Genomic DNA, 24657 nt, shown 5'->3' with positions numbered 1-24657 from the left:
AATGCGTTATTGCCGAACTGGCAAGGTAGGGCAGTGGCGGGTAGTTGTACGCTTCATGAACCAACTGCAATGGCAATGTCACTGCATTGTTATTTGCGCCCAATACCTTGGGGGCAGCGTTATATATCGCGCTGCAACCATAAGGACTCAATAACCCATGCCCAGTCTTACACGCAGGAAGCTCTTGCAAGCGGCCGCCATCGGTACTTTCTTTTCCTCATTGCCGGCATCCATCCGCCAGGCCCTGGCGATACCGGCGAACAACCGGACCGGGACCATCAAGGACGTCGAGCACGTGGTGATCCTGATGCAGGAAAACCGTTCGTTCGACCACTACTTCGGCACCTTTCCCGGGGTACGCGGCTTCAGTGACCGCTTCACCATCCCCCAGACCGGTCAACGGGAAGTGTGGGAGCAACAGGGCAAGGGCCGGCTGGTGATGCCTTATCACCTGGACAGCAGCAAGGGCAACGCCCAGCGCGTCAGCGGCACCCCGCATTCCTGGGCGGACGCCCACTCGGCCTGGGGCGAGGGGCGTATCAGCGCCTGGCCGACCTATAAGACCAATACCTCCATGGGCTACTACCGCGAGCAGGAACTGCCTTTCCAGTTCGCCCTGGCCAACACCTTCACCCTGTGTGACGCCTACCACTGTTCGGTGCACGCCGGCACCAACCCCAACCGGCTGTTCCTCTGGACTGGCAGCAATGGCGCGAGCGCAGCCAAGGTGGCGGCGGTGGTCAACGAATGGGACGGCCCGGGGCCGGTGAATGTCGGCTACAGCTGGAAGACCTACCCCGAGCGCCTGGAAGAGCAGGGCGTGAGCTGGAAGGTGTACCAGCACCTGCCGGACAACTTCGGCGACAACCCGCTGGCGGGGTTCCGGCAGTACCGGGCCGCCAGCGTGCAGGTCGGCAACCCGGCCCAGCCGCCGAAGGATTTCAATGCCTTCGTGCCCTACAGCGACGGGCTCAACGCCGTGGCGCCGCTGTACAAGGGCAATGGCAACACCCTGCCGGCCAGCAGCGGCAGCAACCTGGAGACCATCATTGGCGGGTTTCGCAACGACGTGCAGGCCGGCAAGCTGCCCCAGGTCAGCTGGATTGTCGCGCCGGCAGCCTATTCCGAGCATCCCGGGCCTTCGAGCCCGGTGCAGGGCGGCTGGTTCACCCAAGAAATTCTCCTGGCCTTGACCAGCAACCCCGAGGTCTGGAGCAAGACGGTACTGCTGGTGACCTACGATGAAAACGACGGCTTCTTCGACCATATGCCGTCGCCCTCGGCGCCTTCGCGGCGCAAGGACGGCAGCTTTGCCGGCAAGTCCACCCTGGGTTTCGACAGCGAACTGTTCACCCACCCGGCCCCGGCGGGCTCGACCCAGCAACCCTTGCCCGATGGCGGCGTATACGGGCCGGGGCCGCGAGTGCCGATGCTGGTGCTGTCGCCCTGGAGCCGTGGTGGCTGGGTCAACTCGCAAGTGTTCGACCATACCTCGGTGCTGCAATTTCTCGAGAAACGCTTTGGCGTGCGAGAGCCGAACATCAGCGCCTGGCGGCGGGCAGTCTGCGGCGACCTGACCTCGGCGTTCAACTTTGCCGACCCCAACCACGAAACCCTTCCCGCGCTGCAGACCACCACCCGCCAGGCCGCCGACAGCCTGCGCCAGCGCCAGGAGAAACTGCTGCCGGTACCGCTGCCCTCGGCCGGCCAGCAACTGGCGCCGCAGCAGCAGCGCCTGGCCCGGCCTTCCCGGGCCTTGCCCTATCGGCTGCATGTGGACAGCCAGGCCGATCCCAAGGCTCGCACCTTGTCGCTGAGCCTGCAGAACACTGGGGAGCAAGGGGCGGTATTGCATGTCTACGATGGCCTGCACCTGAGCGAGATTCCCCGCCGTTATACCGTGGAAGCCGGCAAGGCCCTGCAGGACAGCTGGCCGGTGGTGGAGCGCTATCAGCTCTGGGTCCTGGGCCCCAACGGGTTTCACCGCAGTTTCCACGGCGACCTGAAAACCCTGCAGCCCGAACTGCTGGTGACCACCAGCAACAGCCAGTTGCAACTGACCCTGAGCAATCCGGGGGAACACGGGGTGGTCATCAGTATCGATCGCTGCCCCTACACCCAGCAGGGCCCATGGACCTTGGCGGTACCGGCCCGGGGCGAGGTGCGCCAGGTGTTTGCCTGCGAGGGCAGTGGCGGCTGGTACGACCTGACGCTGCGCAGCGACGGCGGCTGGCTGCGCCGGATCGCCGGGCGCTTGGAAACCGGAGCACACAGCATCAGCGACCCCTTGATGGGCCGGGCATGAAGACCTTGGCAAAAATGAGGGCGCTTTCGAAGTGAAACCGGAAGCCGGGCTGGATAACGACAAGAGCAACTAATACCCGGAAGGTAGAAGTTGTAGAGGAGGGCAGGATAGATAGGGTGCTTAGTTGTTTGCTTTAAATAACGGATCACCCCTTCGGGTGATCCGTTAACAGCATCGCTTACTTGGGCATGGCCCAGGACTGCAAGGTATAACCGTCCTGGCTCAGTTCGGCGCGGGCCTGTTTGAGCAGGTCTTCCAGCTGGGCTGGATCGGAGTAGGCACTGCTGGGAATCTGGGTGTGGCCAATACGGGTGCTGGTGCGGTCGATGACGGTCAGGCTGAGTTCGCCATTACCGTCCTGTGGAGCCCAGGCCACGCATTGAAAAGGCTGGAATGCGCGGTCGGCGATCAAAAGTGCTTCGTTGATACGGAGCGGGGCGTTCATGGGGTCTTCTCTCTGTGTGCCCAATCAAATGATGTGCCGTCGGTTGGGCTTACCGTTCGGCTGGTCATTTGTACTGATGCACCGAGGTAGCACTCGGGTCACACTGAAAAACAAGTTTTTACAACTTTCGTGCATAGGCCTTGTGGCCGGGCCCTTAGTTGCGGGGGCTGGATAAAACAACTGCGACAATCAGTCGCTCGTGAACAGCTTGGAGTCCCACGTTAGTTCCTTTGGTAATCAGCGCTATAAGCAATTGATACATTCCACCGTCAAGTTCTTGCTAATGTTACAGCCAGGTTTTCCAAATCACTGTTTCTAATAACTTTTCCATACCCTGGCGCCAAGGAACAGTCATGCTCGAAGCCCCTGTGCAGCGCCGTTTGCTGGTGGTCGATCCCTGTGACGATTGCCATCGCCTGTTACCCGGTTTGCGCACCATTGGCTGGGATGTCGACAGCTGTGACCTGGAGTCCGCCCGCGAACGCTCCTGCGATGTCGGCCTGCTGCGCCTGCAGCCTTTTCACCTGGAGCGCCCGGAGGCGGTCAAGGACCTGATCAGCCGCAGCGGCACCGAGTGGATCGCAGTATTGAGCCAGGAAGTGCTGCGCCTGCAGAAGGTCGGGGATTTCGTCTGCGAGTGGTTTTTCGACTTCCACACCCTGCCGTTCGACGTGTCGCGGGTCCAGGTGACCCTCGGCCGGGCGTTCGGCATGGCGCGCCTGCGGGGCCAGGGCTCGATCCATGTGGACCAGCCCGAGCATGAGTTGCTGGGCGATAGCCGGCCGATCCGCGACTTGCGCAAGCTGCTGGGCAAGCTGGCGCCCACCGAGTCGCCCGTGCTGATCCGAGGCGAAAGCGGCACCGGCAAGGAGCTGGTGGCGCGTACCCTGCATCGTCAGTCCCAGCGCCACGACAAGCCCTTTGTCGCCATCAATTGCGGGGCGATTCCCGAACACCTGATCCAGTCCGAACTGTTCGGGCACGAGAAGGGCGCCTTTACCGGCGCCCATCAACGCAAGGTCGGGCGCATCGAGGCGGCCCATGGCGGCACCTTGTTTCTTGACGAGATCGGCGACCTGCCGCTGGAGCTGCAGGCCAATCTGCTGCGCTTCCTGCAGGAAAAGCACATCGAACGGGTAGGGGGCAGCCAGCCGATTCCGGTGGATGTTCGGGTTCTGGCGGCCACCCACGTCGACCTGGAAGCGGCCATTACCAGCGGGCGCTTCCGTGAGGACCTCTACTACCGCCTGAATGTGCTGCAAGTGATCACCGCGCCGTTGCGCGAGCGCCATGGCGACCTGGGCATGCTGGCCAGCCATTTTGCCCACTTCTATAGCCAGGAAACCGGGCGCCGGCCCCGCAGTTTCAGCGAGGATGCCCTGGTGGCCATGGGCAAGCATGATTGGCCGGGCAATGTCCGCGAACTGGCCAACCGGGTGCGGCGCGGCCTGGTGCTGGCCGAGGGGCGGCAGATCCAGGCCAGCGACCTGGGCCTGCTCAGCCTGCAGGCCCAGGACCTGCCCATGGGCACCCTCGAAGACTACAAGCACCGCGCCGAGCGCCAGGCCCTGTGCGACGTGTTGAACCGGCACAGCGACAACCTCAGCGTGGCGGCGCGGGTCCTGGGGATCTCGCGCCCGACCTTCTACCGTTTGCTGCACAAGCACCAGATCCGCTAGGGCGGGGAGAAACGCCAAGGCCCGCTGCGATTGGGGAATCGCAGCGGGCCTTGGCGTTTTTGCCGGTGGGTCAGAAGTAGTAGGGGAATTTCAGGCTGAAGGTGAAGTCCGGTGCGTCCTGGGTCATGCCCAGGGACAGGTTGGGCACGATGGTCAGGTGGTCGGTGGCGGCGATGGTCATGCCGACGTTGAAATAGGCTGCGTTGGCATCGCTGGATGTCACCGATTGCCAGTCCTGACCGCTGTACTTGAGCTTGCTCTTGCGTTGAATCTGATCAGACACCGAGAAGGCCATACTCATCTTTTCGTTCAGGGCAAAGGCTACACCGGCGCCGACCTGGAAACTGTCACCCAGTTGCACCTTGCCGGGGACTTTCTCGCCGGCATTGGAGCTGATATCGCCGAACGACTCTTCCAGGTTGTGGGTGTAGGACAGGCTGCCGAACAACACTGCCGGGTCGAAAGTCTTGACCAGGGAGATGCCGGGGGTGATCGACCAGACGCCATTACCGGTTGGCAGGCTTTCAGGCACCACCAGGCTGTTGCTCTTGGGGGACTGGACGAACTTGATACCGAACGGGTCCTTGCCCGTGGGAGCCTTGACTCGCAGGCTGACCACCGCATCAGGCAGGCTGTCCGATTCGTCCAGGAACTTGTAGGCAACTCCAAAGTTCACATCACCCAGCGTAGGGTCACGAGTGACTGATTCTTCGACGGTTGCCTGGGCGCTGCCGCCATTGCCGCCCCCTGACTGATAAGTTGACTCGCGGTAGATCACTGGTGCGTTTATATCGAATTGCCAGCGGTTATTGAGGTTGTAGCGGGCCGTCAGGTCCAGGGTCCAGGTATCGGACTTGATCCGATCCAGGTTGACATTGCCCAGCAGGATCGAATCCAGGGCCAGGAACCCGTTGAGGGTCAGTTGGCGAGTGTCGTAGCGGGCGTAAGTGATGCCTGTTTCCACGCTGAACTTGCCGCCGCCAAAGAAACCGCTGGCTTCGTCATAGAGGTTGGTCACACTTTGTGCCGGCGTCGAATCATCCTTGAGTGACTGGCCATAGCTCGCACCACCTGCAGCGCCCCCGGACGCTGTAGCGGCCCCTCTACCGGCGACCTGCTGGTTGCCTTTCAAGTCGGCCGGCGACTTCGCCAGGCGCTTGGGCGGTGGTGCCACGGGCTGGTCCTCGACCTGGCGAACCCGCTGTTCCAGAACCGCGAGAGCCTTCTGCTGCACTTCGTAACGTTGCTTCAGTTCCAGGAGTTCCCGTTTCAAGGTCTCTACGTCCGCGTCAGGCGCGGCTTGCAATGCCATCGGAAATAGAGTGCTTAAACAAACCACAGCGCGCAGTGAAACCGATCGATACATGAAATAAACCGTCCCTTGTGAACCCCAATGGTCGAAAGGAGCGTAGTTCAGAATTTCAAACTGCGTAGTCCATTGAGCGTAGTCAGGTTGCAGTCCAGCGCACCGCTGCTGGGGCCGTTGTTTTTCAGTACTACGTTGAGCTGGGTCAGGTTGTTGACCAGGTTGCTGTTGCCCAGCAGTCGGGTGTTTTGCATGACATTGCCCTGTGCCACTTGCTGCAAGGTGTTGCCCTGATTGCCATTGGCCAGAATAGCCATCTGGATTCCGCCATTGACCGCCGATACCGCCACACTGCCTGCAGCATTGCTTCCGGTGATGGTCTGGCCACTCAGCAGGGCCTGGCCGGGGCTGTTGCTCAGGCCGGGTGCCTGGTTGGCTTCGCTGACATTGATACTGACGTTGTTATAGGCGCTGTTGCCGTCGCCTGCGGCCCGAACGACCTGGGTCACGCCCTGGCCGGTACCGAGCCCGGCACCGCCGATCACGTTGCCCGTACCTTGTGAAGGGGAGCTTCCGTTGCCGCTCTGGTTGATGGTGGTGACGTAGAACTGTGGCGTGACCGTGGACTGCTGGATCTGCAGGGTACTGGTGGCGCCGATCAGGTCACCGCTGGCATTACGCCAGGTACTGCTCATGACGATGCCGAAGCTGATGATCCGTCCTGGCATCACATAACGGCCCCGCATCTGTGATAATTCCTGGTCCTGAACTTCTATGGGTTTGAAACCAGCATGGGCTGGAAGAGCTGCTGCCAGGCAGGCGACAGCCAGCCAGTATGGAGTCTTCATCTGCTGCTCCCGGAGCGTCCTGCTCCCCTTTATCGTGTGGAGGCTTCTAGAAGAAGTCGCTTTGGATGAAACCGAAATCCATCAGTTCCGCGTCTTTGACCGGGTAGAAGTTGTCGAGCTTGTTTTTCGCGGTCAGCGGGGCAGGTGGGTCAAGCAAGGCATTGGCCTTGTCGTAGCCGGGGCCGATGATGGCGAAGACGATGCCATTCCACCCCTTGACGAAGTCCTCATGGGTGTAGCGCTTGTGGCCTAGCACCGGATCACCGATGTAGACCCAGTCTTTCTGGGCCCGCTGCATCACCACGAAGTGCTTGTAGCCGCGAATTTCCATCAGTACGACCACCGGAATGGTCACCGCCTCGAGCTTTTCCGGAGGAATCCGGTAGCCCCTGGCGCGCATGCCGATGCTTTCCGCGTAGCGTTTCATGTCGAGCATCGAGAAACCCTGGGTCTGGACCAGCTTCTGGTCCGAGTTCATCAACATGCCCTTGATGACCTGTTCCTCATCGACGTCCAGCCAGTAGGCCTGGCGCAGAATGGTCGCCAGGGCGGCGGCGCCGCAGCTGAAGTCGGTCTTTTGTTCGACGATGTCGCTGAATCTGCGCTCACGCACACTCTGCACTTTCTTGAAGATCAGGCCGCCACCGGGAAGCCCGGCGACTGCCATCTGTGCTGCGTGCACGGGGCCGCAAAGGCTCAGCAGTAGAAGGATGATCGCAGTACGCATGATCGTTACGCCTGGCAGGACTGTGGAAAAGCCCCGTTTCCGGGGCTTTCGTTACGATCGCGACTACATGCAGGCTTTGCAGCCAGCGGCGATGGACAGCGAGTTGCTTTGTTGGTTGCCCACACCGGCCGAGACGTTGGCGCCGCCGTTGCCGGAGAAGCCGTTCATCGAGTTGGTCATGCTGGCGTTGTTGACCACTGGGTTTTTCCAGCCGTCTTTGGTCAGCACTTGCTGGGTCCAGTAGCCAGCCAGTTCGATAGTGCCTTGTTCTTTGAAGGTGAGTTTCTGATCGTCGTTGCCGTGGCCTTTGTTGTCGCCATAGCCATGGCCGCTGCCATGATCGTCGCCACCTTCGATTTTGCCGCTGCCGGTGCCTTTGTAGGTGCCGGAGGCAACGAAGCCGCCAGAGAGGGTGTCTTTTTTGTAGGCCTGGACACCTTTGTTATCCACGACCAGATTGGTCGACTGCTGGTTGGCTGAAGCAGCGGCAGTGGCTACGCGGCCACCGGATACGGCAATGGCCAGGTTGTTTTTCTGTTGGTTGAAGTCGCCGGAAGTGACGTTCATGCCGATGTTGCCGGAACCGTTGTTGCCGGAGTTGTTGAGCACGGCGTTGTTCTGAGTCGAGGAGTTTTTCACGTAGTTGTTGTTGTTGACCTGGGTGGCGCTGGAAGCGGCCACGGCACTGCCGAAGATGAAGCTTTCGTCAGCGGTTGCCAGGGCAGCGGCATTGTCTTGTTGGTTGCCGTCGCCGGCGGCGACGTTGGCACCCATGTTGCCGTTGGAGTTGTTCAGGGAGTTGTCGGCCTTGGCGTTGTTGTTGGTGCCCTGGTTTTTCACTACGTTGGTGTTGCTGTTCTGCACATCGATGACTGCGGCACCGGCTCCAGCGGTGATTTGCAGCAGAGTGCTGAGGTCCGGACCTTGATCGTGATCGCCATGGCCGTTGCCATGACCGCCGTTGTTACCATGATCGTTACCACCTGCCTGAGCAGCCATTGCCATGACGGCGGCCAGTGCGAAAACCAGTGGTTTGAGAGCCATTGTAGGTTTCATGGTGTTTCTCCGGTGCTTATTAGTTGGTTAAGTGTTGGTACTTTCTAATTGCACTACGAGGGGTCAATCTGCGACCCGGATGCTCAGGGTGTTAGCCATTCGGTTCCCCACCCCGGCACTCTGGTTCACCTGAATCACTCCACGGCTGCCGGTGAAGGCCTGGTCGCTGGTAACGACCTGGCGGCTGCCTTGTTGAGCGTCGGATGCTCCCGAGCTTGGTAACAGCGCCACGTTCTGCTGCGACAGGGCGCTGTCGTCGATGCTTTGCGGGTTGGCACTGATGCTGATCCGCAGGGCATTGACCATCTGGTTGTTGGCCCCGGACGACTGGTTCACGCCCAGTGCGCCGCTGCCATTGCTGAACGAGTTGCCGCCGATCGTGCTGCTGGCATTGACCGAGCGGTCGGCGGGCGTGGTGAGTTTCTGGGTCACGCTGGTACTGGCCTTGGCGTTGGTGCCGATGGCGATGGCCCGTACGTTGGTTTGCTGCTGTTGATCGCCTGCGGCCTGGTTGATGTTGAGGTTGCCGTTATAGCTGGAGCCGGAATTGACCAGTGTTGCTGTGTCCTGGACCTGGCTGGCGTTATCGGCCATGGCCGACGTGCATGCGAGCAGGCCAAGAAAGAGCAATGAATGCTTCATCTCAACGGCCTCCGATGTTGTTCAAGGGCGCCATGCCGGAACTGATGGAGCGATTGATGGAGTTGGAGATCGACGCGCCCGAGCCGCCACCGTGGCCGGTGGTCATGCCTGGCAGGCCATCGGGATTGGTCACGACGTTGAGGCCGGCGACGCCAGTGCCGTTGGGCATCACTGCACCGCGGACCAGCGAACCGCTGTTGATCCCGGCGAATTCGCTGTCGCTCATTTCGTTATCGAGCGTCCCGGTGACTAGAGCGGAAGGATTGGCGTTGACCGTGGTGGGGTTGGGGTCGCGATTCAGGGCACGACCAATGGGCGTGGGGTGCACCTGGCGTTCAAGAACGATTTCGCCATTCCCCGCAGCCATCACCGGAAGGCTGTACACCGCGCTGACGGCGCAGCCGATCAGCAGTAGGCGGGTGAAACTTTTATTCAGCGTCCCCACGGCGGTATTCCTTCTTCTCAGTGCTGGCCCTAGCCGGCGTTGGGAGGAAGAGAGCAGAAGCCGTGCCGCTTTTTGTTTCTTTTTAAGATTCAACGGCTTGCGAACGCTGCGGGGCGTCGGCTTTCGGGACTGTTTCAGGGATGAGACACCTACCCCCGACGGCCATTGGCCATAACCGGGGCAACGCTCTGGAACAGGGGTTGCTGCGGGGGTGTATCAGGGGCTTAACAGTTTGCCCGGCCGTGGGCGCCACCGCGGAAAATGGCGGCCTGATGGCCAGGCAGGTGTTTCAGGGATGGACACTTGTGGCCCTGCGGCACTGTACCGATCACGCTTGCAGCAGTTGCCGGACCTGCTCGAAGGCCTGTTGCCGGCGGGCTTGCCAGTCGCCGCCAATGATGCGGTACGGCTGGCGGTGTTGCTCCAGCCAATGGCGGGTAGCCTCGAAGAAGGCCAGGCGTTCTGCCAGTTGTGGCTGGCAGCGCTGGCCGTCGTCGCTCCAGGCCACATCTTCCGGCGACAGCAGCAGGTGCAGGTCGTAGTGGCGGGCCAGCAGTTGGGGTTCCAGCCACGGCGGGCAGTCGCCGAACAGGGTCTGGCTCCAGAGTTGGTTGCTTAACAGGTGGGTATCGAGAATCAGCAGTCCAGGTTGCTGGGCGCGGGCCTGATCTTCCCAGGCGAGCTGGCCCCGGGCGATCTCGGGAATGTCCGCCAGGCAGGTGTCGCGGCCCTGCTGCTCGATGAAGTGGCGCACGTATTCGCCCACCTGGATGCCACCGAAGTGGGCTTGCAGCTCGCTCGCCAGCCAGCTCTTGCCGCTGGATTCGGGGCCGGTCAGTACCAGGACCTTCACGACTGCAGGGCCGGGTCGGCGCGCCAGGCTCGCCAGCCCTGGACGGCCAGCAGGGTGAACAGGGCATACAGCGCCGCCGTCAGGTAGAGCTCCTTGTAGACGAACAGCCCGACGAAAATCACATCCACGGCAATCCACAGCGGCCAGCATTGCACGCGCTTCTGCGCCATCCACCACTGCGCCACCAGGCTGAAGGCGGTCAAGGCGGCGTCCAGCCAGGGCTGCGCGGCGTCGGTCCAGTGGGCCATGGCAGCCCCCAGCAGCAGGCTGCCCATTGCGCCCAGGGCCAGCCCCTGTAGCAGGCCGCTGGACTGCAACTGGCTGACTGGCCGCCCCTGGTGCTGTTCGCCGCCCCGGGTCCACTGCCACCAGCCATAGAGCTGCAGCACCGCGTAGACCACCTGCAGGAGCATGTCGGAATAGAGCTTGACCTCGTAGAAGATCCAGCTGTACAGCAGCACCATGACCAGGCCGATGGGCCAGCACCAGGGGTTCTGTTTGACCGTCAGCCAGACGGCGATCACGCCGAGGGCGGCGGCAAACAGTTCAAGCCCGGACATGGCGGTTCCTTGGGGAAATGGAGGAGGGGGGGCGATTGTACCCAGAGTCGGCCCCGGGCGTCAGTCCGGGGCCTTGGGTTCAGCGAGGGGTCAGACGCGGAACTGGCGCAACAGGCCGTTGAGCTGCTCCGACAGCTCCTTGAGGTGGCGGCTGGCGGCGCTGGAGTGCTGGGCCGCCAGGGCCGTGCCCTGGGACAGGCCGGCTGCCTGGCCGACGTTGTGGTTGATGTCTTCCACCACATGGGCCTGTTCCAGGGTGGCGCTGGCAATCGTCGCGTTCAGGCCGTTGAGGTTGCGCAGTGCCTGGCCGATGGCGTTGAGGCTGGCGCCGGCCAGCCCGGCCTGCTCGATGGTCAGTTGCGAGGCCCGGCTGCTATCGCCGATGACCTTGACCGCCGCTTCGGAGTGGTTTTGCAGGCGCTCGATCATGTCCTGGATTTCCGCGGTGGACTGCTGGGTACGCTGGGCCAGCAGGCGCACTTCGTCGGCCACCACGGCAAAGCCGCGCCCTTGCTCCCCAGCCCGGGCCGCCTCGATGGCAGCGTTCAGGGCCAGCAGGTTGGTCTGTTCGGCAATCGAGCGGATCACCTCCAGCACCGTGCCGATCTGGGTGCTTTCCGCCGCCAGGGTGCGGATCACTTCCACCGCCTGGTCGATGGTCACCGAAAGCTGGTCGATCTGCTGCAAGCTGCCGTCGATGTTGACCTGGCCCTGCTGGGCCTGGGCCTCGGCCTCGCGCACCTCGGTGGCGGCATGCTCGGCGTTGCGCGCCACATCCTGGACTGCGCTGGTGACCTGGCTGATGGCGGCCGCCACCTGTTCCATCTGCTGGGATTGCTGCTGGCTGCGCTCCTGGGCGTCGTTGGCGTTGCTACCCAGTTCGCTGGAGGACTGTTCCAGGGCTGCGGCGCTGGATTGCAGTTGCATCACCACACCGCGCAACTTGGCGGTAAAGCCGTTGAAGTGCCGGGCCAGTTCGGTGACCTCGTCCTGGCCGTGGGTGTCGAGGCTGCGGGTCAGGTCGCTTTCGCCGCTGGCGATGTTGGCCATGGCGTGCACCGTTTCGCGCAGCGGGCTGACAATGCTGCGCACGATCAGCACCACCAGGGCGGCCATCAGCAGGGCAATCACCAGGCCGATGGAGGAGGCGCGCAGTACCTGGGCGTAGAACTCGTCCTGCAGGTCGTCGATATAGACTCCGGAGCCGATGATCCAGCCCCAGGGCTGGAACAGCTGGATGTAGGAGGTCTTCTGGACCGGTTGCTCGGCGCCGGGCTTGGGCCAGCGGTAGTCCACCATGCCGCCGCCCTTGGCCTTGGCCAGGGTCACCATCTCGTTGAACACCTCGAAACCGTCCGGGTCCTTGACCGCGGCCAGGTTCTGCCCGTCGAGCTTGGGGTTGGCCGGGTGCATGATCATCACCGGCGTCAGGTCGTTGATCCAGAAGTAGTCATTCTGGTTGTAGCGCAGCCCGCGAATCACCTGCAGCGCCTGCTTCTGCGCCTGCTCGCGGGTCAGGCTGCCGGCGGCTTCCAGGCCCTGGTAGTAATTCAGTACGCCGGCGGCGGTCTGCACCACGTGCTGGGTCTTCTGCGCCTTGGCCAGGTACAGGTCCCCATGAATCTGCTTGAGCATCATCACGCCCAGGGTCACCAGGGTCAGCACCGCCACGATCAGGATCAGCCACAGGCGCTGACTGATGGACATCTTGCGTAAGCTATTCATCATCCGGTCACTCCAGATTCTTGTTCTTGTCATAAAAGGCCCGGAGCATCCAAGCACGCTGGCCTTCCAGCGCCAACCCTACGGAAGTCCAATAACATCGCGGCGTGTTTTGCGCCTGTCTGTTAGGATTTCGGCGCCTTTGCCGAAAACCTGAACCTTTCTGAACTTTTCACATAATTTTCATGGGCTTGTGTTGATCTTACGAGCGCCGATTTCTCGGCTACGCTCGACGCAGCAAATGCTTTGACCAATTAAAAAGAGGCATGCCACGAGCATCGCCTCATGGGGGAATTGATGGATCTTTGGACCGCCGCACAGGCATTGATACTCGGGATTGTCGAAGGCCTGACCGAGTTTTTACCCATCAGCAGCACCGGACACCAGATCATTGTGGCCGACTTGCTCGACTTTGGCGGCGAGCGGGCGATGGCCTTCAACATCATTATCCAGTTGGGGGCGATCCTTGCGGTTGTCTGGGAATTTCGCCGCAAGATCCTCGATGTGGTGATCGGCCTGCCGACCCAGCCCAAGGCCCAGCGCTTCACGATCAACCTGTTGATCGCCTTCCTGCCGGCGGTGGTGCTGGGGGTGATCTTCGCCGACCTGATCCATGCCTACCTGTTCAACCCCATTACCGTGGCCACGGCCCTGGTGGTCGGCGGCCTCATCATGCTGTGGGCCGAGCGCCGGCAGCACCAGGTGCATGCCGAGACAGTGGACGACATCACCTGGAAGGACGCGCTCAAGGTCGGCTGCGCCCAGTGCCTGGCGATGATCCCGGGCACCTCGCGCTCGGGCTCCACCATCATCGGCGGTCTGCTGTTCGGCCTGTCGCGCAAGACCGCCACCGAGTTTTCGTTCTTCCTGGCCATGCCCACCATGGTCGGCGCCGCAGTGTATTCCGGCTACAAATACCGCCATCTGTTCCAGCCCGATGACTTCCCGGTGTTCGCCATCGGCTTCGTCACCGCCTTTGTCTTCGCCATGATCGCGGTCAAGGGCCTGCTGAAGTTCATCGCCAGCCACAGCTACGCGGCCTTCGCCTGGTATCGCATTGCCTTCGGCCTGTTGATCCTGGCGACCTGGCAGTTCGGCTGGGTCGACTGGACGGCGGCCAAGCCATGAGTACGGCCCGGCGCCCGGCGTCCTCGGCCAGTGCTGCGCGGCTCCAGCATCCCCGGGCCAAGCTGCTGGCGTTCGTACTGCTGTGCGGGTTGCCGCTGTTCGGTTCGCTGTCGCTGTGGTGGAAGGGGATTTCGCTCATTCCCCTGATCGCCTATGGCGCGGTCAGCCTGCTGGCCTTCCTGGTCTACTGGCACGACAAGCGCCGGGCCCAGGCCGAGGGCCGGCGTACCCCGGAGAACGTCCTGCATGCCCTGGAACTGGCCGGTGGCTGGCCCGGGGCCTTGCTGGCCCAGCAGCTGTTGCGCCACAAGACCCGCAAGGTCTCCTACCAGTTGGTGTTCTGGCTGATCGTGGCCTTGCACCAGGTGTTCTGGATCGACCGGCTGTTCCTGGACAGCAGCCTGCTGAGCCTGTTCTAGAGCAGCAAACCCACCTGAACCCGCTTGGGCAGCTTGCTCACCACCAACTGGTGAGAGCGCTGCAGCAGCGCCTCGAGCTCCGAGGCGCCCAGGGGGTAGGGGGTGTTCATGATGATCCAGTGCGCCCGGGCCAGGTAGGGCGCCGGCGCAATGCCCGGGCGGTCGACATGGCCGAGAAACAGCTCCTGATCGACCTTGAAGGCCAGCGAGTCGCCCCGCAGGTGCTGCACGGCGAACATCTTGTTGCCGGCAATCGAGAACACCCGCACACCGCCCCACTTGTAGTCTTCCCGCGCACCCGGCAGGCCCAGGCAGAATTGCGCCACTTGCTCTTCATTCAAGGTTCGGGCTTTCACAGCAGTCGTTCTCCGCAGCGTTCGAAGGATTCACTCAGGTGCTCGATCCAGGCGCGCACGGCCGGCATCACACCCCGGCGGTGAGGATACACGGCCTGCAGCCAGCCGCCGGGCAATGACCATTGCGGCAGCATCTGCACCAACTGGCCGCTGGCCAGTTCCTCCTCGCAATACAGCATGGGCAGCACAGTGCAGCCCTGGCCAGCGAGGGCACAGGCACGGCGCACGATGAAGTCGTCGATGCCCAGGCGTGCCTCCAGGGCCAGGTCGCAGGCCTGGCCTTGCTGGTCCAGCAGGCGCAGGTGCACCAGGCGGTCGGCCTCCAGGGCGCCGAGAATCGGCACGCGCCGCAGGTCTTCCGGATGCTCCACCGGGTACTGCCGGAGGAAGTCTGGGGTCGCCACGATCGCCGTCTGGGCCCGGCGCAGGCGCCGGGTCACCAGCAGCGGGTCTTCGTCGCCCAGCTCGCGCACCCGCAGGGCGATGTCCACACCCTCGTTGATCAGGTCGACACGGCGGTTGAGCAGGAGCATTTCCAGCTGCACCTGGGGGTACTTCTCCAGAAAGCTGCTGACCAGCGGTGTCAGCAGTTCGTGGGCCAGGCCCACCGGGCTCGACACCCGCAGGCGCCCCCGGGGTTCGCTGGCCATGCTGGCCACGGCTTCGTCGGCCATCTCCGCTTCCAGCAGCATGGCCTGGCAGTGCCGCAGGTAACGCTCGCCCACGGCAGTCAGGCTCAGTTGCCGGGTGGTGCGTTGCAGCAGCCGGGCGTTGAGGCGTTCTTCAAGCTCGGCGATACGCCGTGACAGCCGCGATTTGGGAATGCCCAGCAGGCGTCCGGCGGCGGCGAAGCCACCGGCTTCCACCACCTTGGCGAAGTAATAGAGGTCGTTGAGGTCTTGCATGATGATTTTTCGCTCGATTGTCCTGCTGATGGGACGAACTATCGCATTTATGCCAGCTAATCAGCTATTGGTTTCATCTGTAGGATTGCCCACATCCGATCGCCCAGTGGCGGTCCTCACTTGGAGATCCCAGATGAAACTCTTGCATATCGATTCCAGCATTCTTGGTGACAACTCGGCCTCCCGTCAGCTCAGCCACAGTGTGGTCGAGGCCTGGAAAGCCGCTCATCCGGCCACCGTGGTGACCTACCGCGACCTGGCCAATGACGCCATCAGCCACTTCTCCGCCGCCACCCTGGTGGCTGCCGGTACCGCCGCGGAGCTGCGTGACGCCGCGCAGAAGCATGAGGCCCAGCTCAGCGCTCAGGCCCTGGCCGAATTCAAGGCTGCCGATACCGTGGTAGTCGCCGCGCCGATGTACAACTTCACCATTCCCACCCAACTCAAGGCCTGGATCGACCGCATCGCCGTGGCTGGCGAGACCTTTCGCTACACCGAAGCCGGCCCGCAAGGCCTGTGCGGCGGCAAGAAAGTGATTGTGGTCTCCACTTCCGGCGGCCTGCACGTGGGCCAGGCCACTGGGGTGGCTCACGAGGACTACCTGAAAGTGCTGTTCGGCTTCTTCGGCATCACCGATGTCGAATTCGTTCGCGCCCATGGCCTGGCCTACGGCGAGGAAGTACGCAGCAAAGCCATGAGCGACGCCCAGGCGCAGATCAGCCAGCAACTCTTCGCTGCCGCGTAAGGCTTGTGTAAAGAGCCTTTGCTGCACGGCAAGGGCCACTAAACTCTGTATTCTGCTCACCGCATGAAGTGGGCAGGGTGCGGAGTTTTTTTATTGTGGTGTTCAGGGTTTCTGGCCCGGGTTATGCAAGACACGGAGCAAGGCTCCCGGCTTGTGCATCCCTGGCTACGGCGTGGTACAGCTGCAAGGCCTTGGCGGCAAGGGATGGCAGGGGAGAACGGCTTTCTCGATCCGGCGGCAAAGGTGGGCGTGCGATGAAACGTCTTTGTGCAATGTTACTGATCTGCCTGCTCAGCAGCCTGTTTTCGGTGCAGGCCGCCCCTGGGCCGCATCCGCACTGGAGCGTGGGCTTTCACGAGATGAGTTTTCTCGACCCCCTGGACCGGCAACCGATGCGCGCCATCGCCTTCTACCCATCCACCGGTATCGAGCACGGCAGCCAGCTTGAGGGCTATCAGATCGCGGCTTCGCGGGATGCCAAGATCGCCATCGGCCGCTTCCCGATGCTGATGCTGTCCCACGGTAACACCGGCACCCCTCTGGCCCTGCATGACCTGGCCACCTCTCTGGCACGCAAGGGCTTTGTCGTGGTGGCGGTGATTCACCCCGGCGACAACTCCAAGGACCACAGCCGTCTGGGTACCCTGAGCAATCTGTACGGACGGCCGATCCAGATTTCCGAAGCCATCACCGCAACCCTCGGCGACCCGATGCTGTCGCCCTTCGTCAATGCCGACCAGGTGGGGGTGATCGGCTATTCCGCCGGTGGCGAGACTGCGTTGATTCTCTCCGGCGCCACGCCGGACCTGGACCGCTTGCGGCGCTACTGCCAGGAGCGCCCCAATGACCGGGATGCCTGCAACACCCAGGGCGAACTGATCGTCGACCGCGACGACCTGCAACCGGTGGCCGACCCCCGGGTGCATGCCTTGATGCTGCTGGCCCCCCTGAGTCTCAAGTTCGGCCGCCAGACCCTGGCCGGGGTGCATGTGCCGGTGCTGCTCTACAGTGGTGATGGCGATCAGTTGGTGGCGCTGGACAAGAACGCCGCGGCCCTGGCGCGCAAACTGCCGGTGGCCCCGGACTTCAAGCTGCTGGCCGGCGCCGGGCATTTCGTGTTCATGGCGCCTTGTTCCGCACAGCAGATGGCCGCGATGCCGGCGCTGTGCACCGATGCCGACGGCGTCGACCGTGAAGACATCCACCGCAACCTGATTCTCGAAGCCGGCAACTTCTTCGCCCATACCCTGGGCCGGCCAAGCCGGGCCGGGATGCAGACCGCCGATCAATGACTCAGGCGCCGGCCCGGCGCTTGAGCATCAGGGTCAGGCCCAGGCCGGTCAGCGAGAGCAGGGCGGCGCAGAAGAAAATCCACGAATACCCCAGGTTCAACGCCACCGCGCCCATCAACGGCCCGGCGATGGCCAGTGCCAGGTCAAAAAACACCGCATAGGCGCTCAAACCTGCGCCACGGCTGCTGTTGGGCACTTGCTTGATGGCCTCCACTCCCAGGGCCGGGTACACCAGCGACAGGCCGAAGCCGGTCAACCCGGCCCCCACCAGGGCCCAGCCGGTGGAGGGCGCCAGCCACAGCAGGGCCAGGCCCAGGGTTTCGACGCACATGCAGGCGATGGCCGAACGAAAGCCGCCGAAACGGCTGATGCAGGAGATGAACAGCAGCCGCGAAAAGATAAAGCACACGCCGAACACCGTCAGGCAATAGGCCGCGCCGGTCCAGCCGCGGCTGAGGTAGAACAAGGTGATGAAGGTGGTCAGGGTGCCGTAGCCGATGGAGGCCAGGCTCAGGCTGGCGCCAAAGGGCGCAATGCGCCCGAACACGGCCCAGAACGGCAGGCGCTCACCGCGAATCACCGGCACCGAGGGTTTGTTGCGGATCAGCAGCAACGCCAGGATCGCCAGGCTCGACAAGGCGATGCCGAGGCTGGCGAAACCGTATTGCTGGACCATCACCACCCCCAACGGTGCACCAATGGCGATAGCGCCGTAGGAGGCAATGCCATTCCAGGAGATAGACCGCGCGGTGTGCTCCGCGCCGACCTGGCCCATGCACCAACTGATGGTGCCGACCCCGATCAGGCCCTGGGCCACCCCCAGCAGCAGGCGCCCGCCCAGCAGCACGGCAAGGCTCAGCAGCGGCCACTGGACGAGCAGCACCGAAACCAGGGTCAGCACCCCGCTGAGCAGAATCCCCAGCAAGCCGTAGATGATCGAACGCTTGGTGCCCACGGTGTCCGACATGCGCCCGGCCATGGGCCGGCTGAGCAGGGTGGCCAGGTATTGCGCGCCAATGGTCAGCCCGGCGACCACCGCGCTGAAGCCCAGCTGTTCGTGGACATAACCTGGCAACACCGCGATCGGCAGGCCGATGCAAAGGAAGGCGATAAAGGTATAGAAGACGATGGAGACGATCTGCAGGGTGATCGCCATGGAGCTTTGAGCGGGCGTTTGTGGCTCGGGCATGAAGGCTCGTTCGCGGGCGGCGGTTAGAGGCCTGCATCATCGCGTGCCGTGAACATAAAAGAAAGCAGGCTAACTATCTATTCCCCGCACCCGGTAGGTGCTGGCAGGAGCGGTGCAAGTCTTGCGGGCCTGTTCGCCGGCAAGCCGGCTCCTACAGAGGCCTGTGGGTTCGTGCCGGAACTGGCTTGCCAGCGAAGGCGCCCGCTGGGCGATGCAAGGCTGGCGGGCCTTTTCGTCGGCAAGCCGGCACCTGCGAGCGAGGGGGCATACAAAAAAGCCCCGTCACACTGGACGGGGCTTTTTTGTTGTCGCTTACCGCTTGCCGCTGTCTTTAGAACATCACGCCCTGGCTGCGCAGGTAGTCGTCGTAGGTGCCGCTGAAGTCGGTCACGCCGCTTGGGCTCAACTCGATGATGCGGGTGGCCAGGGACGATACGAACTCACGGTCGTGGCTGACGAAGATCAGGGTGCCCGGGTAGTTCTCCAGGGCCAGGTTCAGCGCCTCGATGGATTCCATGTCCAGGTGGTTGGTCGGTTCGTCCATCACCAGCACGTTGGGCTTTTGCAGGATCAGCTTGCCGAACAGCATGCGGCCTTGCTCACCACCGGAAATCACCTTCACCGACTTGAGGATCTCGTCGTTGGAGAACAGCATCCGGCCCAGGGTGCCGCGGATCATCTGTTCGCCCTGGGTCCACTGGCCCATCCAGTCGAACAGGCTGACGTCGTCTTCGAAGTCATGGGCGTGGTCCTGGGCGTAGTAGCCCAGCTCCGCGCTTTCGGTCCACTTCACTGTGCCGGCGTCCGGGGTCAGCTCGCCCACCAGGGTGCGCAGCAGAGTGGTCTTGCCGATGCCGTTGGGGCCGATGATCGCTACGCGCTCGCCGGCCTCGACGGTGAAGCTGAAGTTCTGGAACAGGGTCTTGCCGTCGAAACCCTTGGACATGCGCTCCAGGGTCACCGCCTGGCGGTGCAGTTTCTTGGTCTGTTCGAAGCGGATGAACGGGCTGACGCGGCTCGACGGCTTGACTTCGGCCAGCTGGATCTTGTCGATCTGCTTGGCCCGGGACGTGGCCTGCTTGGCTTTCGAGGCGTTGGCCGAGAAGCGGCTGACGAAGGTCTGCAGTTCGGCGATCTGGGCTTTCTTCTTGGCGTTGTCCGACAGCAGCTGCTCGCGGGACTGGGTCGCGGCGATCATGTATTCGTCGTAGTTGCCCGGGAACAGGCGCAGCTCGCCGTAGTCCAGGTCGGCCATGTGGGTGCAGACACTGTTGAGGAAGTGCCGGTCGTGGGAAATGATGATCATGGTGCTGTTACGCGCCGTGAGGATGTTTTCCAGCCAGCGGATGGTGTTGATGTCCAGGTGGTTGGTCGGTTCGTCCAGCAGCAGCACTTCCGGATCGGAGAACAGCGCCTGGGCCAGCAGAACTCGCAGTTTCCAGCCTGGCGCGACTTCGGTCATCGGGCCGAAATGCTGTTCCAGGGGAATGCCCAGGCCCAGCAGCAGCTCACCGGCGCGGGACTCGGCGGTGTAGCCGTCCATCTCGGCGAATTCGGTTTCCAGCTCGGCCACGGCCATGCCGTCTTCTTCGGTCATTTCCGGCAGCGAGTAGATGCGATCGCGCTCGGCCTTGACCTTCCACAGCTCCTCGTGGCCCATGATCACGGTGTCGATCACGGTGAATTCTTCGTAGGCGAACTGGTCCTGGCGCAGCTTGCCCAGGCGCACGTTCGGTTCCAGCATGACCTGGCCGCCGGACGGCTCGAGGTCGCCACCGAGGATTTTCATGAAGGTCGACTTGCCGCAACCGTTGGCGCCGATCAGACCGTAGCGGTTGCCGCCGTTGAACTTGACCGAAACGTTCTCGAACAGCGGCTTGGCGCCGAACTGCATGGTGATGTTAGCTGTGGAGATCAATTACTTACCTACCAATGTTTTAGCGCCGACCTTAAATCCACAGGGCGCGATCTGGAGCCTTCCAGGTCGGACCGGCATGGGTGTGGAACTGAGCCAGCGGGCGTACGTCGAGCGCAACATTCCGGCCAAGAGGCCAGGTTGCTGAGCGAAGAGTGCGGGGTGCATGTTGAAATTTGCGCGCATTGTCGCATATGTAAACGAGCAGTTGTATGACACAGGGGCAGGGATTTTAGCGCGGGCAGCCGATGCTCAACCCCTGCCGGGCATGGCAGCCGCTTCCAGCAGGTCGTTCAGGAAGTGCTGCAATTGCGCCGCTGCCGCGGCCGGCGCGGCCTGGAGCAGGCAGTGGGGCGCCTCGATCTCCACCAGCCGGGCGTCGCTGCGCAGTTGCCGGACCATGGCCGAAGCCGATGGGGGCACCAAGCGATCCTGGCGGGCCCGCAGGTACAGCAGCGGCACCCGGCTGGCAGCCAGGGCCTGGCGTACATCCACGGCGATCACCGCCTGCAACCGGGCCTGCAGTACCTGCGGCGCCACCTGGGCGATCGCCGCCGCCAGTGCCTGACGCAGTGCCGGGGTGGAAAAACCGCCCAGCAGCAGGGCATCCATGGGCCAGAACGGCAGGCGCTGCACCGGCAGTACCTTGAGCAGGGGCTGCAAAGGCGCAAGGCGCGGGCGCGGATTGCGTACAAAGCTGCTGCACAGCACCAGGCCCATCAGCCCTTCGGGATTGCGGGCGGCCACGCTCACCGCCACCGGGCCGGAAAAGGACTCGCCCAACAGGATGAATCGCCGGTTCGCCGGCAATTGCGCCATCACCCGCTCCACTAGGGCCGGGTAGCCCAGGGGCTGATCGCCGGGATAATGCAAGACCTGTACCGGCCAATGCTGGTCCAAGGCCTGGAGCAGCGGTTCGAACAGGGTGCCGGTGCCATCCATGCCCGGCAGCAGCACCAGGGTTGGCGGGAGATTGGGGTCGATCAAGTCGGGAATCCTTGCCGAAGAGGAGAGGGCAGCGGCGCGCAGGATACCTCGGCAAGGCCCGGCAACACAGTCCCTTGCGGGTCGCTACCGGCACCGAGCGGCTTTTGTTGAGCTGAATCAACAGCCGGCGCAATACCCGCATCTTTCAACGAAAGGAGCGCAGCTTTTAACAAATATGAGTTAACCATTGGTTACAAACTGTGGCTAAAATGCCAGCCGACGGCCAGATGCCGAGGGTCGAACCTGCGACGAAGAGTGTCGCCGGTTACGCTTTTTTCAACTCAGACGCTGCAATTTGCCTTTGGCCTTCCGGGCTTTCAGAGGCGCAGCATGTTCTCTTCTGACGTGTGACGATTTCCGTGAAACTCATCATTGCCGCTGTATACGTTTTATCCATTGCGTACGTACACCTGCGGGGGCGCGTGCGCCATAAACTGGGCCGCCAGCTCAGTGATCACTCGACCTTCCTGGCGCCCATCAACTGCTTCCTCTATCTATTCTCCAAGTACCCCAACCGGCCGTACCTGGACCCGGCCGACTTCCCGGAGATGAACAAGCTGCAGGAACACTGGGAAGAGATCCGTGCCGAAGGCCAGAGCCTGCTGCAGGCCGGCGAGATCAAGCGCTCGGACCAGTACAACGATGTGGGTTTCAACTCCTTCTTCAAGACCGGCTGGAAACGCTTCTACCTGAAGTGGTACGGCGACAGCCACCCTTCGGCGATGAAGCTGTGCCCACGCACCACCGAGCTGGTGCAGAGTATCGGTTCGATCAAGGCTGCGATGTTCGCCGAGCTGCCGCCTGGTTCGCGCCTGGTTCGTCACCGCGACCCTTATGCCGGTTCCTATCGCTACCACTTGGGTCTTTCCACGCCGAACAACGAAGGCTGCTTCATCGAGGTCGACGGTGAGCGTTATCACTGGCGCGACGGCGAAGCGGTGATGTTCGACGAGACCTACATTCACTACGCGGAAAACACCACCGAGCAGAACCGCATCATTCTGTTCTGCGATGTCGAGCGGCCGATGAAGTACCGCTGGGCCGCTGCGTTCAATGGCTGGTTCAGCCGTACCGTGATGTCCGCCGCCGGCGCGCCCAACGATGCCGGTGACAAGACGGGTGGCCTGAACCGTGCCTTCAACAAGCTGTACAAGATCCGCCTGCGGGGCAAAGAACTGAAAAAGCGCAACCGCACGCGCTACTACCTGGAAAAGTGGGCGATCTTCGCTGCACTGCTGTTGCTGTTCATCTATATCTGACGTTGCACCCCCGCGGTGTAGGAGCGGGCTTGCCGGCGAACGTATCCTTGAGCCAGAGGCATGGCCAAAGGGCCCGTTCGCAGGCCAGCCAGCGCTTGCAGATGAAGGCACCGTGGATACCGGGTGTTACATGTTCTGAAGGATTATTTAGTTAACAAAGCCGAACCCTGGGCGTAGCGTGGAATCGAATTCGATACCTTGTCGCTCCTCAGGAGGCTTTTCATGAACGGTCTGGCTCGCGGGTTTGCCGCACTCATCGCGCTGGTCTGGACCAGCGGCGCCGCCTGGGCTGGCGCCCCTGAAGCACCTCCCACCCATCAACACCCTCTGCAATTGGCGCAGAACCTGCCCAGCAGCGGCAACAACGACCCCTACAGCAACCCCATCCGTCGCGCCAACCCCAACAGCATGCAGGGCACCCAGCCCAGCAGCCCGCCCGTGCGCGGCCCCAGCACCGCTCCGACCGGTCGCCCGCCAACCCTTGAGAACGGTGGCATCGGCAATGGCTACCCGCGTGGCGGGGTGCAGCGACCCAACCCTGATCCCCGGGTGCAAAGCCCCCGCGACAGCGATCCCGGCAACCGGCGCTGAAGCACTGTCCTGCCACCCCGGCGGCAGGTGCGAAACCTGCTACCGAGGATTTTCTCGATCGACAAAAGGAAGCGAGCATGTTGCGTAAAACCCTTATCGCCACCTTGTGCTCCAGCGTCTTGCTGGGCAGTGCCGTGCCCGCCATGGCCGCCACACCCCAGGCTTTTCCCAGTGAACAGGGCACGCTGAACCTGACTCCGGTGGCTGCCGGCCTTGACCATCCCTGGGCCCTGGCATTCCTGCCGGACCGCCAGGGCATTCTGGTGACCGAGCGCCCGGGCAACCTGCGGCTGGTCGGCGCGGACGGCAAGCTTTCGGCGCCCCTGAGCGGGGTGCCCAAGGTCTGGGCCAAGGGCCAGGGCGGCTTGCTGGATGTGGCGCTGTCGCCGGACTTCAAGCAGGACCGCATGGTGTATCTGTCCTATGCCGAAGGTGGCGGCGCGGGCGGGACTGCCGGCACCGCCGTGGGCCGTGGCCGTTTGAGCGATGACCTGAGCGGGCTCAAGGATTTCCAGGTGATCTTCCGGCAGGAACCCAAGCTGTCCACGGGCAATCACTTCGGTTCGCGGCTGGTGTTCGACCGCGACGGCTACCTGTTCGTGACCCTGGGTGAAAACAACGACCGGCCCACCGCCCAGGACCTGGACAAGCTCCAGGGCAAGATCGTGCGCCTGTACCCGGATGGTCGGGTGCCGGATGACAACCCTTTCGTCGGCCAGGCCGGGGTGCGCCCGGAGATCTGGAGCTACGGCCACCGCAACCCCCAGGGGGCGGCGCTCAACCCCTGGAGCGGCACCCTCTGGGAGAACGAACACGGGCCCAAGGGTGGCGACGAGATCAATATCATCGAGCGCGGCAAGAACTACGGCTGGCCTCTGGCGACCCACGGCATCAACTATTCCGGCCAGCCGATCCCCGAGGCCGTGGGCCAGACCGCGCCCGGCACCGTGGCGCCGCACCATGTGTGGGAGAAGTCCCCCGGCATCAGCGGCATGGCCTTCTATGACAGCGACCGCTTCAAGCCCTGGCAGCACAACGTGTTCATTGGCGCCCTGGCCAGCCAGGAGCTGATCCGGCTGCAGTTCAACGGTGATCGGGTCGAGCACGAGGAACGCCTGCTGGGCGGGCTCAAGGCGCGTATTCGTGATGTGCGCCAGGGCCCGGACGGCTACCTCTACATCCTCACCGACGAGGACCAGGGCACGCTGTACAAAGTCGGCCTGCAATAGCCCCGGGCTCCCTTGCAGGCGCTGGCAGGGGCCGCGCAAGGCTGCGGGCCTTTT

The 24657-nt window shown here is 62.8% G+C and carries 24 protein-coding genes and 1 pseudogene; 9 read left to right on the top strand and 16 right to left on the bottom strand.

Annotated elements, in window-relative coordinates:
* The first annotated feature begins 157 nt into the window (after positions 1 to 157).
* Complete coding sequence (locus AC07R1_RS05390; protein ID WP_011061413.1) at positions 158 to 2305, top strand: phosphocholine-specific phospholipase C; 2148 nt, start codon at positions 158 to 160, stop codon at positions 2303 to 2305.
* Positions 2306 to 2483: 178 nt separating this feature from the next.
* On the opposite strand, the gene AC07R1_RS05385 is transcribed toward AC07R1_RS05390, so the two are convergent.
* On the bottom strand, positions 2484 to 2750 hold the full coding sequence (locus tag AC07R1_RS05385) for a DUF1652 domain-containing protein (RefSeq protein ID WP_015635695.1): 267 nt from the start codon (positions 2748 to 2750) through the stop codon (positions 2484 to 2486).
* Positions 2751 to 3103: 353 nt separating this feature from the next.
* Between AC07R1_RS05385 and AC07R1_RS05380 the strand changes: the two genes are divergently transcribed.
* Entirely contained in the window at positions 3104 to 4429 is a 1326-nt protein-coding gene (locus AC07R1_RS05380; RefSeq protein WP_053151755.1) for a sigma-54 dependent transcriptional regulator, read from the top strand.
* A 70-nt stretch (positions 4430 to 4499) separates the two neighbouring features.
* Here AC07R1_RS05380 and fapF read toward each other — a convergent pair whose 3' ends face one another.
* The 10 genes and pseudogenes from fapF to AC07R1_RS05330 all read right to left on the bottom strand — a co-directional run.
* Positions 4500 to 5795: a fibril amyloid transporter FapF gene (gene fapF / locus AC07R1_RS05375; protein WP_183000224.1), complete on the bottom strand. Its 1296-nt coding sequence runs from the start codon at positions 5793 to 5795 to the stop codon at positions 4500 to 4502.
* A gap of 47 nt (positions 5796 to 5842) precedes the next feature.
* Positions 5843 to 6583, bottom strand: coding sequence for a fibril amyloid subunit FapE (gene fapE / locus AC07R1_RS05370; RefSeq protein ID WP_183000223.1), 741 nt, complete (start codon positions 6581 to 6583; stop codon positions 5843 to 5845).
* Positions 6584 to 6629: 46 nt separating this feature from the next.
* Entirely contained in the window at positions 6630 to 7310 is a 681-nt protein-coding gene (gene fapD / locus AC07R1_RS05365) for a fibril amyloid maturation endopeptidase FapD (RefSeq protein ID WP_183000222.1), read from the bottom strand.
* Between the two features lie 63 nt (positions 7311 to 7373).
* Positions 7374 to 8366, bottom strand: coding sequence for an amyloid-like fimbrin subunit FapC (gene fapC / locus AC07R1_RS05360; protein ID WP_342402199.1), 993 nt, complete (start codon positions 8364 to 8366; stop codon positions 7374 to 7376).
* A gap of 63 nt (positions 8367 to 8429) precedes the next feature.
* The gene (fapB, locus tag AC07R1_RS05355; RefSeq protein WP_047286697.1) at positions 8430 to 9008 is read right to left on the bottom strand and encodes a fibril amyloid subunit FapB; all 579 of its coding nucleotides are present in this window, start codon (positions 9006 to 9008) and stop codon (positions 8430 to 8432) included.
* A gap of 1 nt (position 9009) precedes the next feature.
* Positions 9010 to 9453: a functional amyloid chaperone FapA gene (gene fapA, locus AC07R1_RS05350; protein WP_183000220.1), complete on the bottom strand. Its 444-nt coding sequence runs from the start codon at positions 9451 to 9453 to the stop codon at positions 9010 to 9012.
* Positions 9454 to 9781: 328 nt separating this feature from the next.
* A complete protein-coding gene (locus tag AC07R1_RS05345; RefSeq protein ID WP_041752268.1) occupies positions 9782 to 10306 on the bottom strand; it encodes an AAA family ATPase in 525 nt (174 codons plus the stop codon).
* A complete protein-coding gene (gene pnuC / locus AC07R1_RS05340; protein WP_011061403.1) occupies positions 10303 to 10866 on the bottom strand; it encodes a nicotinamide riboside transporter PnuC in 564 nt (187 codons plus the stop codon). Before pnuC ends, AC07R1_RS05345 begins: the two co-directional genes overlap by 4 nt.
* Positions 10867 to 10956: 90 nt before the next feature.
* On the bottom strand, positions 10957 to 11691 hold the full coding sequence (locus AC07R1_RS05335; RefSeq protein ID WP_495110285.1) for a methyl-accepting chemotaxis protein: 735 nt from the start codon (positions 11689 to 11691) through the stop codon (positions 10957 to 10959).
* 123 nt (positions 11692 to 11814) lie between these two features.
* Positions 11815 to 12501: pseudogene (locus tag AC07R1_RS05330) on the bottom strand (cache domain-containing protein); the annotation flags it as partial.
* A gap of 384 nt (positions 12502 to 12885) precedes the next feature.
* Here AC07R1_RS05330 and AC07R1_RS05325 point away from each other — a divergent pair.
* Complete coding sequence (locus tag AC07R1_RS05325; RefSeq protein WP_011061401.1) at positions 12886 to 13716, top strand: undecaprenyl-diphosphate phosphatase; 831 nt, start codon at positions 12886 to 12888, stop codon at positions 13714 to 13716.
* A complete protein-coding gene (locus AC07R1_RS05320) occupies positions 13713 to 14135 on the top strand; it encodes a DUF1294 domain-containing protein (RefSeq protein ID WP_262214360.1) in 423 nt (140 codons plus the stop codon). The genes AC07R1_RS05325 and AC07R1_RS05320 overlap by 4 nt, the downstream gene beginning before the upstream one ends.
* Here AC07R1_RS05320 and AC07R1_RS05315 read toward each other — a convergent pair.
* Together AC07R1_RS05315 and AC07R1_RS05310 are read right to left on the bottom strand one after the other, a co-directional pair.
* Complete coding sequence (locus tag AC07R1_RS05315; protein ID WP_169891849.1) at positions 14132 to 14476, bottom strand: MmcQ/YjbR family DNA-binding protein; 345 nt, start codon at positions 14474 to 14476, stop codon at positions 14132 to 14134. The two genes, AC07R1_RS05320 and AC07R1_RS05315, sit on opposite strands and share 4 nt — an antisense overlap.
* Before the next feature lie 11 nt (positions 14477 to 14487).
* Positions 14488 to 15396 (bottom strand): LysR substrate-binding domain-containing protein, encoded by a 909-nt coding sequence (locus tag AC07R1_RS05310; RefSeq protein WP_495110235.1) that lies wholly within the window; start codon positions 15394 to 15396, stop codon positions 14488 to 14490.
* A gap of 133 nt (positions 15397 to 15529) precedes the next feature.
* On the opposite strand from AC07R1_RS05310, the gene AC07R1_RS05305 reads away from it, so the two are divergent.
* Both AC07R1_RS05305 and AC07R1_RS05300 read left to right on the top strand, forming a co-directional pair.
* Positions 15530 to 16141, top strand: coding sequence for an FMN-dependent NADH-azoreductase (locus AC07R1_RS05305; protein WP_011061397.1), 612 nt, complete (start codon positions 15530 to 15532; stop codon positions 16139 to 16141).
* 254 nt (positions 16142 to 16395) lie between these two features.
* Positions 16396 to 17433 (top strand): alpha/beta hydrolase family protein, encoded by a 1038-nt coding sequence (locus AC07R1_RS05300; RefSeq protein ID WP_236203739.1) that lies wholly within the window; start codon positions 16396 to 16398, stop codon positions 17431 to 17433.
* A 1-nt stretch (position 17434) separates the two neighbouring features.
* Here AC07R1_RS05300 and AC07R1_RS05295 read toward each other — a convergent pair whose 3' ends face one another.
* From AC07R1_RS05295 to AC07R1_RS05285, 3 genes are all read right to left on the bottom strand, one after another.
* Positions 17435 to 18622, bottom strand: a complete 1188-nt coding sequence (locus AC07R1_RS05295; RefSeq protein ID WP_368994738.1) for an MFS transporter — start codon at positions 18620 to 18622, stop codon at positions 17435 to 17437.
* Positions 18623 to 18953: 331 nt separating this feature from the next.
* Positions 18954 to 20540, bottom strand: coding sequence for an ABC-F family ATPase (locus AC07R1_RS05290; RefSeq protein WP_011061394.1), 1587 nt, complete (start codon positions 20538 to 20540; stop codon positions 18954 to 18956).
* Positions 20541 to 20789: 249 nt separating this feature from the next.
* Positions 20790 to 21524, bottom strand: coding sequence for an alpha/beta fold hydrolase (locus AC07R1_RS05285; protein WP_495110234.1), 735 nt, complete (start codon positions 21522 to 21524; stop codon positions 20790 to 20792).
* Positions 21525 to 21883: 359 nt separating this feature from the next.
* Between AC07R1_RS05285 and lpxO the strand changes: the two genes are divergently transcribed.
* The 3 genes from lpxO (at position 21884) to AC07R1_RS05270 (ending at position 24603) form a co-directional block, all read left to right on the top strand.
* Positions 21884 to 22783: a lipid A hydroxylase LpxO gene (gene lpxO / locus AC07R1_RS05280; protein WP_011061392.1), complete on the top strand. Its 900-nt coding sequence runs from the start codon at positions 21884 to 21886 to the stop codon at positions 22781 to 22783.
* A 222-nt stretch (positions 22784 to 23005) separates the two neighbouring features.
* On the top strand, positions 23006 to 23374 hold the full coding sequence (locus tag AC07R1_RS05275; protein WP_053158643.1) for a hypothetical protein: 369 nt from the start codon (positions 23006 to 23008) through the stop codon (positions 23372 to 23374).
* A 77-nt stretch (positions 23375 to 23451) separates the two neighbouring features.
* Positions 23452 to 24603 (top strand): PQQ-dependent sugar dehydrogenase, encoded by a 1152-nt coding sequence (locus tag AC07R1_RS05270; RefSeq protein ID WP_065364102.1) that lies wholly within the window; start codon positions 23452 to 23454, stop codon positions 24601 to 24603.
* The last annotated feature ends 54 nt before the right edge of the window (positions 24604 to 24657 follow it).

It is taken from the genome of Pseudomonas sp. GW821-FHT07F01 (genome assembly GCF_059418825.1).
This window is presented reverse-complemented; position numbering and strand designations above follow the sequence as displayed.